General features: G+C 71.3%; 10 protein-coding genes. 1 reads left to right on the forward strand and 9 read right to left on the reverse strand.

Features of this window, described 5'->3' with window-relative positions:
• Positions 1-70: 70 nt before the first annotated feature.
• The 9 genes from GJ743_RS20310 to GJ743_RS18425 all read right to left on the reverse strand — a co-directional run bounded on the left by GJ743_RS20310 (position 71) and on the right by GJ743_RS18425 (position 11,660).
• Positions 71-937, reverse strand: coding sequence for an endonuclease domain-containing protein (locus GJ743_RS20310; RefSeq protein WP_155053361.1), 867 nt, complete (start codon positions 935-937; stop codon positions 71-73).
• 519 nt (positions 938-1,456) lie between these two features.
• Positions 1,457-2,527, reverse strand: a complete 1,071-nt coding sequence (locus GJ743_RS20315; protein WP_155053362.1) for a M23 family metallopeptidase — start codon at positions 2,525-2,527, stop codon at positions 1,457-1,459.
• Between the two features lie 1,636 nt (positions 2,528-4,163).
• Entirely contained in the window at positions 4,164-5,000 is an 837-nt protein-coding gene (locus GJ743_RS18395) for an inositol monophosphatase family protein (RefSeq protein ID WP_155053363.1), read from the reverse strand.
• A gap of 9 nt (positions 5,001-5,009) precedes the next feature.
• Entirely contained in the window at positions 5,010-6,167 is a 1,158-nt protein-coding gene (locus tag GJ743_RS18400) for a Gfo/Idh/MocA family protein (protein ID WP_328289339.1), read from the reverse strand.
• A gap of 5 nt (positions 6,168-6,172) precedes the next feature.
• A complete protein-coding gene (locus GJ743_RS18405) occupies positions 6,173-7,111 on the reverse strand; it encodes a carbohydrate ABC transporter permease (RefSeq protein WP_155053365.1) in 939 nt (312 codons plus the stop codon).
• Complete coding sequence (locus GJ743_RS18410; protein ID WP_155053366.1) at positions 7,108-8,103, reverse strand: carbohydrate ABC transporter permease; 996 nt, start codon at positions 8,101-8,103, stop codon at positions 7,108-7,110. The genes GJ743_RS18405 and GJ743_RS18410 overlap by 4 nt, the downstream gene beginning before the upstream one ends.
• Before the next feature lie 77 nt (positions 8,104-8,180).
• Positions 8,181-9,500, reverse strand: coding sequence for an ABC transporter substrate-binding protein (locus GJ743_RS18415; RefSeq protein ID WP_155053367.1), 1,320 nt, complete (start codon positions 9,498-9,500; stop codon positions 8,181-8,183).
• Positions 9,501-9,805: 305 nt separating this feature from the next.
• Positions 9,806-10,474 (reverse strand): RraA family protein, encoded by a 669-nt coding sequence (locus GJ743_RS18420; RefSeq protein ID WP_155053368.1) that lies wholly within the window; start codon positions 10,472-10,474, stop codon positions 9,806-9,808.
• Complete coding sequence (locus GJ743_RS18425) at positions 10,461-11,660, reverse strand: mandelate racemase/muconate lactonizing enzyme family protein (RefSeq protein WP_230386916.1); 1,200 nt, start codon at positions 11,658-11,660, stop codon at positions 10,461-10,463. The genes GJ743_RS18420 and GJ743_RS18425 overlap by 14 nt, the downstream gene beginning before the upstream one ends.
• Before the next feature lie 92 nt (positions 11,661-11,752).
• On the opposite strand from GJ743_RS18425, the gene GJ743_RS18430 reads away from it, so the two are divergent.
• Positions 11,753-12,493 (forward strand): FadR/GntR family transcriptional regulator, encoded by a 741-nt coding sequence (locus GJ743_RS18430; RefSeq protein WP_155053369.1) that lies wholly within the window; start codon positions 11,753-11,755, stop codon positions 12,491-12,493.
• Positions 12,494-12,499: the final 6 nt, after the last annotated feature.

Raw genomic sequence — 12,499 nt, forward strand, 5'->3', positions numbered from 1 at the left:
AGGACCACACGCCCGACGCCCGCCCTCAGGCACGCATCACCCAGCTCATCCTGCGAACGCGACGACCTGGTCAGACATCCATGTGCCGGCGAGCAAGCGAGACGCGCACGTCGCGCTCGTGCCGGCTCGCACGCGCTCCCCAGCGATGCTCCCCGCGCGCGATCAGTGCCAGCAGCCCCTTGCTCACGGCATCCCACTCGCCCATCACCATCGAGTAGCTCAGCCGGAACACGAGGTACCCGCGCATCGTCAGCTCGAAGTCGCGTCGACGGTCTCGTTCGAACTCGGGCCCGGTGTGGAATCCCTCGCCATCGATCTCGACCACGAGGCGATCCCCGACGAGCACGTCGACGCGGCCCACCCCGGCGATCTGCGCCTGCGTTCGGTGCGGAACCCGCCGTCCGCGAAGCAGCAGACGCACGATCGTCTCCGTTCCGGATTGGCATCCGGCATCGGCCCGGTCGACGATTCGGCGTCGACTCGGTCCGAGCCGGCCCCGGAGTTCGTCGAGATCGTCGATCTTCAGCGTGCCCAGCGAGAGGGCGGAGTCGATGGCGATCTGCGCATCGAGGAGCGGCGCGCACGAGGTCATCTCCGCAATGGCGAGTGCGACGCCGTCACGCGCGGTGGGTCGACCCGGCACCGTCCGGTAGTGGATGCAGACGCCGTGCTTCGCACGATCGAGCGGCACCCGGCCTTCCGTCGATCCTTCAGGCGACCACAACCGGCCGGCTGTACTCGGAACCCGAACGTGCAGCTGTCGGTCGTCCCGAATCCAGAGCCCTTCGAGTCGGGCGACGGATGCCGCGGTGAGGCTGCCGCCGACGCGCACGGCGCGAACGACGTCGACCGGCGCATCCGGGACGGCGAACCAGCGTTCCCTGACCTGAACGAGCTTCCGCTCGCTGAGCGCGGCCCTGAGTGCCCGGCGCGACACCCCGAGTTCATCGAGTGCCCGGTAGGACAGGGCGCCGCCGTTCGCTCGAAGGACATCGGCGGGACGAGCTGCTGGGGCGGCCGCAGCGGACTCGGAGGTGGGAACGGGAGGGGCTGCGGGGGCGGGACGGGCGGCGACCGGACGGGCGGGGGCGACAGCGGCGGAGGCGGGCACGCCCCGAAGTCTGGCCGACCGTCAAGCGCGAAGGCGACGGCTGTGCACAGGCGGACCGCGGCGAGGCATCCGTTCGCGGCAACGAGTTCGCAGGACCAGCTGGGTCATGTCGCCGATCGGAGCCCCATTCTGCGTCTCATCCTGCGAATCGACCACGACTCCCGCGCTCGACCGGCCGCCGGAGCACCTCGGTCCGAATGAGTTCGCAGGATCAGCGCGGCGATGCCGCCGCGGAGCGACCCGTGAGGCGCCCCATCCTGCGAACGCACTGCCCGGAGTAACCGACGCGCGAGGTCCGCCGAGGCCGACACCGACCCCGAGCGACACTGAGCGACGGAGGCCGCGTCAGTTCGTGTTCGCGTAGAGCCACTCGAGCGGGTCGACCCAGTACCCGTCGATGCCGCCGATTCGGATCTCGAAGTGGAGGTGCGGGCCGGTCGACATGCCCGTGTTGCCCGTGGTGCCGAGCACGTCGCCGACCTCGACCGTGTCGCCGACCTCGAAGCGTCGCGAGCCGTACTCCATGTGCGCGTACACGCTCGTGACGACCTGCCCGTCGATCACGTGGTCGATCATGGTGACGACGCCGAGCGACCCGCCCGCGTCGGTCGAGTTCGAGACGACGCCGTCGGCGATCGCCTGGATCTGCGCGCCGAGGCCCGGGTTGAAGTCCTGCCCGTGGTGGTCGGACGAGCATCCGTAGCAGTTGCGGTACCCGAACCGGTCGCCGATGTGCACGCCGACCGCGAAGGGCCACTGGATCGTGCCCAGCGGATTGTTCGTGAACGTCGCCTCGGCGCGGATGCCGGCGGCCTGCGCGTACTCCTCGATGGTCTGCGCCTGGTAGTCCTCACGCCCGATCCCCGCGGCGAGCGTTCCGCCGGAGATGTCGACGCGCTGCCCGTCGAGGGTAGTGCCCGTGGTCTGCGACAGCGCCATCGCCTGCACCTCCTCGGGGGTGAGCAGCGAGAGCGAGGGGACGGATGTCGCGACGGCGAGCATCGCGACGAATCCCATGGCGACGACGCTCGCGAATCGCGTCGTCAGCGTGCGCTTGCGCGAGCGCGGCGCCGCCTTCGACGCGAACGGGCCGTCGTCGGGGCGCCCTTCGGGCCGCTGCGGCGCGCGCCGGTCGGCCGGGGTCCGACGACCGACGGGCGTGCGGTGGGCGGATGCCGCGGCCTCGCCGCGCCGGTGCGAGCCCGCGTTCGGCGTGGTGCCGTGCTCGTCGGCGCGGGCGGCGGCGAGGCTCGCGTCGAGGTCGCGGTCCTCGCGTCGGCCCAGCCCGAACAGGTCGCTCACGTCGTTCGCGGTGATGACCGCGGGGTCGGATGCCGCTGCCCGCCTGGCTTCCGCCGGCCGTCCGTCGAGCGGCTGGAGTGCACGCTCGGCGCGACGGTCCCCGGGCTGACCCACGGGACGCGTGGGCCGCGGCCCACGGGCGGGCTCCGAAGCCGGCCGCGCCGCGAGACGCGGGTCGCGAGCCGCGGCCGGGGCGTCTGCGCGGTCCATCGGCGCGCCGGGGCGGGCGGCCGCGGGCTGTGCTCGAAGGTCGCGAGTGTCGCCCGGCGTGGCCTGGCGCGGATGCCGCTCCGCGCCGGCTTGCGGTCGGCCCTGTCGCTGGGCTGCCTGCTCGTGACCTGGACCCTGCCCGCGCTGCGCGTCGTCGGACGCGCCCGCCTGCGGGCGTCGCTGCGGCTGCGGAGCACCCGGTCGCGCGAACTGCGCGTCGGTCGAGGCCGGGCGCACGGACGGGTTGGCGGCCGAACCCGCGCGGGCGTTCGGCGCGTCGGCCGGGTTCGGGCGGCCGCGGCCCGGGTCGCCCTGGGCGCCGGATGCGAAGCGCGTCTCATCGGAGCGGAGTCCGGCGGGCGAGGCTCCGGGGTGCTGTCGTTCATGCACGCCATCCGGACGCGGGGCGCGCTCGAGCTGCGATGACGGCCCGCGCTGCGCGGCGTCGGGGCGGCGCTGCGGCGTCCATTCGGCCGACGGCGCCCCGGGCACGGGCCGGTTCGGCCATGCCGCGGCCGGGGCCGACGTGTGGCCCGGTGCAGGCGAGGAGCCCGGTGCCGGCGGGGAGTCCCGGGCCGCCGTGCGACCAGGTGCGGAGGCAGCAGGCCCGGCGCCGGCTGCCGGCGGGCGCGCGGCGGAGCTCGCGGGCGGGGAAGGTCGGGGGGCCGTTTCCGGGCGGTCGGCGCGAAGCCCTGCGCCCGGGACGTCGACCGGTCCGGCGGCCGCGCGACGGCCGCTCCGGGGAGCGGGGTTCGCGGGAGCGGAGGCGGTTCCGGCCGGGCTCGGAGCGACGGGACGGGCAGTGCTGTCGGTCGAGCCGGGCGTGGCGGCGCGCGACAGGCTCGGGGCGTCGGGCCGGGCAGGGCCGTCGGTCGAGCCGGGCGTGGACGGGCGCGTGGGCGCCGACTCTTGTGCGGGGAGCGGGTCGCGCCGCAGGCGGCGCGACTCCGTCGGCGGAGCGGGCGGCGTCGCCGAGCGCGCCGCGCCGGACGGGACGTGGGCCTGGCCGGCGTCGACCGCCGCCTCGCGGCGATCCCGCGGACGCAGCGGCCCCGTGGCATCCGCCCGCCGTCTCGGTTCGCCCGCGGAACCGGGACCCGCGGACCCCGCCGAACCAGCCGACCCCTGCCGCGACGGCAGGTACGACTCGAACGAAACGCCCCCGGACACACCGACGGCCGAGTCGCCGACCCGCCGGTCGGCCGGCTCGGCCGGTGAGGAGGAGTGGGAGCGGTCCCGCAGTTCGCGGCGCGACGGCGTGCGCTCGGACCGCAAGCGGTCTCTGGTGCCTGGCGCTGAATGGTCGGGCACGAGGGGGTTCTCGGGCACGTGGGGGACTTTCGCTCGTTCGGGGGGCTGACGGGGGCTCGTGCTCTCGGGAAGGGCCGAGGTCACGGATCGATAAAGCGTAACCGGTCGAGGGCGGGTTCGCCATGCCGACGCGGTATACGGAGGAGGTCGTCCGGATGGTGCGGCCGAGCCACGCACGCGCCGCGCGCGGGCGCACCGCGCACGCTCGCCCGGGCGGTCCGAACCGCCCTCAGGCGCCCGCCTCCTCCAGCAGCGCGGCGAGCTCGTCGAAGAGCGACGGCGCCGCCGCGATGAGCATCCGGTCGCTCTCGGCCGCCCCGCCGAGGCCGCCGACCCGCCCGCCCGCCTCGCGCACGATGAGCGCGCCGGCGGCGTGGTCCCACGGGTTCAGGCCGAGTTCGTAGAACGCGTCGAGCCGTCCGGCGGCGACGGCACCGAGGTCGAGCGCGGCCGAGCCGATGCGACGGATGTCGCGGATGCGCGGCAGCACGCTCACGAGCACCTCAGCCTGGCTCGCGCGCCGTTCGGCGGCGTACCCGAACCCGGTCGCGACGAGCGCCCGCGAGAGGTGCACGTCGTCGTTCACGCGCAGGGCGCGTTCGCCGAGCCGCGCGTCGACGAGCCGGGCCCCGCCGCCGACGCTCGCCTCGAACACCTCCCCCGTGACCGGGTTCACGACGACCCCGGCGAGCGCGTGCCAGTGCCCCGGGTCGGGCGGACCGTCGACGACCGCGATGCTCACCGACCACGACGGGATGTCGTAGAGCAGGTTCACCGTGCCATCGATGGGATCGACGACCCAGTTCAGGCCGCTCGAGCCGACGTGCGTGTCGTCCTCCTCGCCGAAGATACCGTCGTCGGGGCGCGCGTCGAGGATCATCGCGCGGATGCGCTCCTCGGTGTCGCGGTCGACGGCCGTGACGACGTCGGTCGGCGTCGACTTCGTCGCGGCGACCGAGATGCCGCGGCGACGTTCCTCGAGGGCGGTCTCGGCGACGTCCGTCGCGATCCGGCGGGCGATGGCGAGCAGGTCGACGGATGCCGCATCCGCGGCGTTCTGGGTCATGCCCCCACGCTACTGCGGGAGCACTGCGTCGCTCACCCGCAGCGGGACGCCCTCACGCTCCTCCGACTCGTACGCCGCCTCGACGACCGCCATGGTGTGCAGCACGTCGTCGACCGAGGTCGGCAGGGTCGGCACCGAGCCTTCCACGAAGCGCTGCACCGCGCCCATCGAGCCGATGAACGCCTCGGGGAACCACGAGCCGTCGAACGGCACGGGAACCCAGCCGCGCTCCTTCTCGGCGAGCAGGGCCAGTTCGAGCGCGTCGGGCCCGCCCGTCGGATAGTCGAGGAGCAGGCCCATCTGCGCGCGGATGGCACCCCTGGTGCCCTCCCACTTGATGAAGCTCTCCTCGTGCGCCGGGCCGTACGCATGGTCGTGGTTCGTGCTCACGGTCACCCGGATGGGACGGTCGCGGTACCGCATGACGATGAGGGAGCGCGTGTTCGCGACATCCGCCTTCTCGGGGTGGTGGCTGGTGACGGCGCTCACCGAGTCGGGGTCGCCGAGGAAGGAGCGGATGAGGTCGACGTAGTGCACGGAGTGCATGTTGATCTCGAGCCGCTCGAGCCCGAACACGTGCGGGAAGAGATGCCACGGCGTGTCCACCGAGACGCGGATCTCGAGGTCGTAGAGCTCGCCGATCACGCCGTCGGCGATGAGCCGCCTGGCCTCCGCGACGTAGGGGGCGAAGCGCAGCTGCGTGTTGACGGCTGCGACGAGCCCCTTCCGATGGCAGAGGTCGCGCAGTTCGACGCCCTGCTCGTACGTCTGCCCGAGCGGCTTCTGGATCAGCACGGGGGCACCATCGGGCAGCTGCTCGAGGGTCTCGAGATACTGCTCGGGCATGAGCGCGATGTCGTAGACGGCATCGACCGGCGCGGCGGCGACCGCCTCCGCGACCGAGCCGAACACCTGCTCGATCCCGTACTCGTCGGCGAGCGCCTGCGCGCGGGCGACGGTCCGGTTGACGAGCGCCCACACGGGGTAGCCGGCCTTCCGGTACGCCGGCAGGTGGGCGTCCTTGACGATACCCCCGGTGCCGATGATGACGATCGGGCGCGGATGCCTCGGAAGCTCGAGCGTGTACGCCTCGGCCGGGTGGAACTCCGGCCGGTCGGCGGGTCGGGATCGATCGGTCTCGTCGACGGGCGCGATCTGGTCGGTCACGGACGTCATCCCTTCACGGCTCCCACGGTCTGCCCGCGGATGAGGAATCGCTGCGCGCCGAGGAACACGACGAGCAGGGGCACCATCGAGATCACGGTGGCGAGGGCGAGCTGCGGCATGTACAGCTTCACGTCGAGGCCTGCGGCGACGGTGGCGTTGAAGAGCGGGCTCGCGCCGATGAGCTCCTGGATGCCGATCGAGATCGTCTTGTTGTCCTGGTTCGACGTGAGCAGCGCGAGCGGCAGGAAGAAGTTCGTCCAGTTCGCGACGAACGAGAAGAACGCGATCAGGGCGACGACCTGCTTCGAGATGGGCAGCGCGACCTGGAAGAAGATCGCCACCTCGCCGAGGCCGTCGATCCGGGCCGCCTCGACGAGCTCGGGCGGCATGGTCGTCATGAAGTGGATGTACGCGAGGTACACGCCGAACGGGAAGAAGCCCATGATGACCGCGACCGGCCACAGCTGCCCGACGGCGCCGATCGCGTTGACCTCGAGGAAGAGCGGGATCACGAGCACCGTGTTCGGCATCACCATCGCCAGCAGCGTGGCGAAGAGCCAGAACCGGCGCGATCCGAACCGCAGCCGGGCGAGGGCGTATCCGGCCGGCAGGGCGGCGACAAGGGCGAGCACGCCCCCGACGACGGCGACGATCAGCGAGTTCATGATCCAGCGCAGGAACACGCCACCGCCCGCCGGCCCGAAGCCCATGAGCTGCTGCCAGCTGTAGACGACGTTCTCCCACGACATCCCGCCGAGACCGAGGAATCCGTCGCCTCCGGCGACGATCCCCTCCTGGCTGCGGAACGCCATCGCGATGAAACCGATGATCGGCAGTACGAACAGCGCGGCGAACGCGAGCATGATGGCGATGCGGGCGATCCGCCCGACGCCCCAGTGCCGGGAGCCGACGATCTGGTGGGTCTCGTGCGAGGTGGTGGTCATCGGGCCTTCTCCTCGCGCTCGCCGAAGAGTCCGCTTCGGAAGACGATGATGATGCCGATCGCGAGGGTGATGACAAGCAGGATGATCGACATCGCCGCCGCGGCGGGGAAGTTGCGGTTGGTGAACGCGAACGCGTACCCGAGCTGGGTGGGCGCCCATTCGCTGTCGATCGAGCCGGCCGAGATCTGCCGCATGAGGTAAGGCTCGAGGAACAGCTGGAATCCGTAGGCGAGGTTCATGAGCGCGGCGTACCCGATCCACGGGCGGATCAGCGGCAGCTTGATGCGCCATGCGAGTTGCCAGGCGTTGGCGCCGTCGAGGGCCGCGGCTTCGAAGATCTCGTCGGAGATCCCGTTGAGGCCGCCGTTGACGATGACGATCCAGGTGCCGAGCCCCTGGAAGAACAGCATCGCCGTGAGGATGAGCGGCAGGTTCTCGGTGGTGACGACCTCCTTGAGGGTGGTCAAGCCGAGGTCCTGCCAGAGGAAGGCGATGGGCGACTGCGAGGGGTTCAGCAGGTAGACCCACAGCACGAAGTTCGCGATGCCGGCCAGGGCGCCGGGGATGTAGTAGACGAAGCGCATCGCCCCGCCGAAGCGGCCCGGGCTCGCGTGGATGAGCAGCGCCATCGCGACGATGCCGAGGATCATGATCGGCAGCCAGATGATCATGACCGTGAAGATGTTCACGAAGGTGCCGAAGAAGCGGTAGTCCGTGACCACCGTCACGAACGACTCGAAGCCGCCGAACCCGGTCTGCGGGTTCACGAGCGTCGGCGCCTTCTGCAGGCTGATCCAGAAGGCGTAGCCGATCGGGATCGCCGCGGCGACGACGAACAGGAGCAGGTACGGCGCCATGAGGATGAACGCTCCGCGTCGTTCGACGCGGTGGGGCGCGCGCCGCTTGGCGGCCCGGCGCTTCGCGGCCGCTTCGATCGGTCTCGACCGATCGGCCGCACGCGGCCTCTCGGCCCGGGTGGTCGCTGTCGTCATGTCGTCATCCTCTGTGATGCGGAACGAGTGGGGGTGCGCCCCGGGGGAGTCGCCGGACTCCCCCGGGGCGCGAGTCGTCACTGGACGGTGTAGCCCACCGACTCTGCCTGATTGACGAGCTCCTCGCCGAATGCGGCGATGGCATCGGGCATGGTGCCGCCGGAGATGAGCGTGGGGCTCACCTTCTCGGTCCAGACCGAACCCGTGTCGTACAGCATGTAGGCGTAGGGCTGGACTGCGGACGCGGCGTCCTTGAAGGCCTGCTGCACGGTCGGGATGTCGGCGAAGTAGGCGTCCGCTTCGATCTTGGCCAGCCACGCATCCTGCACGGGGCCGTATCCGGGAAGGCCCGTCGAGAGGTCGACCTGCCAACGCGGGTCCGTGGCGACGAAGGTCGCGAACGTGAGGGCGTTCTCGAGCTGCTTGCCCGTGATGTGCGAGGAGACGCCCCAGAGGCCGCCGCCCTCGTTGCCGGTCGACGGCGACGACTCGCCGTCCCAGGCGAGCGGCGCGACCGCGCTCATCTCGCCGGCCGGGATCTGCCAGGTGTCGCGGAAGAGGTAGTTGCCCCACCACACCGCTCCGGGGCTCATGACCAGGTTGACGCCCGCCTCGGCCGCGTCGCCGTCGAAGATGCCCTGGGTCGAGAGCGCACCGCCGTCGTACATCTCGGTGAGGAGCTCGGTCGCGCGCTCGCAGTTCGGGTCGGAGAGGTCGATGTGCGCCTCGCTCTCGGACACGCGATCGTTCGTCGGGCAGTTCGCGCCCTGCAGGTAGCGGTTGATCGCGTAGGCGTCGCCCAGGAAGCCGCTGATCTTGCCGGGGTGCTCCTCGGCGATGGTCACGGCGAGGTCGGCGTACTCCTCCCACGTGGTGGGCAGGGTGTAGCCGTTGTCGTCGAAGAACTTCTTGTTGTACCAGAAGACGTCCGGAGCGGCGTCGTTGCGGAGACAGCGGATCTGGCCGTCGATCTCGCAGAACGAGAGGACGGCGGGGTCGTAGCCCTCGATGACGTCCGGCAGGAGGTCGGTGAGGTCGGCCGCGTAGTTGCTCGACGAGTTCGTCGCCCACGCGATGTCGTCGTTCGACGGGAAGAAGATCGCGTCGGGCCATCCGGAGCCGGCCGAGTCGAAGTTCGCGAAGGACTGCTTGACCGTCTTGCCGCCGACCGTGCCGTCGATCTGCACGACGTCGATCTCGATGTCGGGATAGGCCTCCTGGAAGGCCTCGGCCGCGGGGACGCGGGGCGGGTCGACCCAGACGGTGATCTTGCCGCCGGAGTCGGTCTGGGCGGAGGTCTCGGCTGTGTCGCCGGCGGCGCACCCGGACAGGACGAGCGCGGCAGCGGCGATCGCCGCGACCCCCGCGCTCGCCGAGAGGAACCTCGTGGTCTTCATTGACACTCCTTGGATGAGGTGGCGCGGACATCACGCCGTCGTGGTTGTCGTGGTCGGTCGGAGCTTGCCGGGTCCCGGCCTTGGGGTGCTCAAACGTTATACCACCCTTGCACCTCAAAGCAAACGTTTGAGCAACTTCTGAGCCGGGAGTTTCCAGCGCGGTCGATCGTACTAGAGATCAGATGAATATGGGAACGGCAATCGAAAATCCGCCCCGAATCGGAATGATTGGTCGGAGAGATTGGATAAATCGGGTGCGAAGCGGCCGGAGGCGCAACCTGTCGCCTCCGGCCGCCCTCGTCTCGTCAGAGCACGCGGTGGCGGTCCCAGACCGCCCTCAGCGACTCGCCCGCGAGCAGCTCCGCGAGCACGGTCGACTCCCGCGCCGCTCGGTCGCGCGCCAGTGCGAGCACGGTTGCCTCGTGCTCGCGCGGCACGACCACCGCGCCGTCGTCGTCGGCCATGAGCAGGTCGCCGGGAGCGATGCGCACCCCGCCGAGCACCACGTCGACGTCGTGCGCGATGACGCGCATGCGCGCCCGGTAGTCGATCGGCCGACGAGATGCCGAGAACGCCGGGAACCCGAGCGCGGCGATCCGATCGGTGTCGCGCAGGTTGCCGTCGGTGACGACGCCCGCAGCACCCGAGCCAAGCGCTGCAGCGCTGAACAACTCGCCCCAGAACGCCGAGTCGTTGCTGCGATCGGTCGCGACGACGACGAACTGGCCCTCCCCGATGCCGTCGATGAAGTCGATCGCGTCGCGGTAGGGATCCTCCGGGTCGTCCTCGAGCGCGGGCGCGAACCGCACGGTGCGGGCCCGCCCGATCGCACGGGTGCCGGGCACGAGCGGTGCGAGCCTCTGCTGCAGCACCTGGTCGCGCAGGCCAGTCGCGTCGCACGAGTCGCTCAGGATGGCCGTGGACAGCCGCTCGTCGCCGGGCAGCGGCGTGAAGCCCGAATCACCGGATGACATGTCCACCCCCCGGGCGGAAGGCGAACCGCTGCTCGATGTCCGCGGTGAGCTGCACCCCGAGGCCCGGTGCCGACGGCGCGCCGATCGTTCCGTCGACGAAGTCGACCGGCTCGACCCTGAGCGCGTCACGGAGCGGGTTCGGCAATGTGCAGAACTCGAAGAGCTCGACCGACGGCTCGGCGAACACGGTGTGCAGGTTGGCCGCGAAGGTCACCGCGCTCCCCCACACGTGGGGAACGCAGTCGACGGATGCCTCGCACGCGATGGCCGCGACGCGCGAGAACGCGCGCGGCCCTCCGACGAACGTCACGTCGGGCTGGACGATGTCGACACCGGCGGCGGCGACGAGTTCGGCGAACTCGCGCACGGTGCCGTTCGACTCGACGCCCGAGACGGGCACGTCGACCGAGGCGCGCACGCGGGCGAACCCGGCGACGTCGTCGGCCTGGCAGGGCTCCTCGTACCAGCGTGCGCCGAGCCCCGCGGCATGCCGTCCCACGCGGATGGCGTCCTCGACCGACCAGGGCGATGACGCGCAGGCCTGGACCGCATCGATGATGAAGCGCCCACCCTCCGGCAGCCCGGCGACGACATGGTCGAGCAGGTCGATCGTCGTGTCCGGGTCGGACATCGCGCGGAACTTCACGGTCTCGAAACCGGTGGCGAACTGCTCCGCGGCCCATCCGGCGACCTCGTCGAAGGTCGTTCCGAGTCCGCCGCTCGCGTAGGCCTCGATGCGCCTGCGCTTCGCGCCGCCGAGGATCTCGTACGCCGGCACCCCCTCGCGCTTCGCGACGGCGTCGAGCACGGCGGTCTCGATGGCGCCGGCGACGCCGCTCAGGATGCCGCCGCGCGACCAGAACGCCGTGTAGGCGCGGAGGTGATCGGCGACGTCCAGCGGGGAGCCGAACGCGACGTCGACGAGGTACGGGCGGAAGGCCTCGACGATGCCGGGGACGGCCGTCGCGGCCATGATCCCGGCGCCGGCCTCGCCGATCCCGCGCGTGCCGTCGGCGAGTTCAACCTCGACGAGCGCGGCATCCCACGATCGGATCGTGCCGCCGACCCAGACGAGCTCGTCGCCGCGGTCGTAGCGGTGCGACAACAGCACAGCTCGGACATTTCGGACGGTTGCGGACAGGTCGCTCATCGTCGAGGCGCTCCTCAGGCTCTGGATCGGTTGCATGTCGGCGACGATAGCTGCTCAAACGTTTGATCACAAGAATTGGTCCGATGAACCTGGCGGATGGCCACGAGGCCGCGCCCTAGGATGACGCCATGTCCGAAGCGCCCGGCACCGCCCGATCCCAGACCGACGTCGTCATCCAGGGGATCAAGGACATGCTGACGCGGGGCGAGCTGAAGCCGGGGTCGCGACTGCCCATCGAGAAGGACCTCGCCGCGATGCTCAACGTCTCCCGCGGATCGCTGCGCGAGGGCGTGCGCGCGCTCGCGACGCTCGGCGTGCTCGAGACGCGCCAGGGCGACGGCACGTACGTAACCTCGCTCGACCCGGCCGCACTGCTCAGCCCGCTCGGATTCCTCGCCGACCTGCAGCAGCCCGCCCACGCCGCCGACCTCCTCGCCGTCCGCCGCGTGCTCGAGGCCGAGAGCGTCTCGCTCGCGGCGACCCGCATCACCGACGAGCAGCTCGAAGACCTCGAGGCGATCCTCGCGAGGGTCGACCGCACGCTCGAGGACGAGGACGAGGACGAGATGGACCTCGAGGAGTTCATCAACACCGACACCGAGTTCCATCGCGCGATCGCGGCGGCGAGCGGGAACCCTCCCCTGGCCGCGCTCGTCGACGCCCTCGTCGGGCGGACGTTCCGCGCGCGTCTCTGGCGCGCCATCAGCAACCGCGGGTCGGTCCGCGAGACCCAGCGCGAGCACCGGGCCATCCTCGACGAGCTCGCCCGTCGCGACCCGGGTCGCGCGAGCATCCGCATGTCGACGCACCTGCTCGGGGTCGAGCAGTTCAGCGCCGAGCACGCGGCCGAGGATCCGGAAGCGGGCTGAACGGCG

It is taken from the genome of Agromyces bracchium, from assembly GCF_009709675.1.
In the GTDB taxonomy this organism is placed as follows: Bacteria; Actinomycetota; Actinomycetes; order Actinomycetales; family Microbacteriaceae; genus Agromyces; species Agromyces bracchium.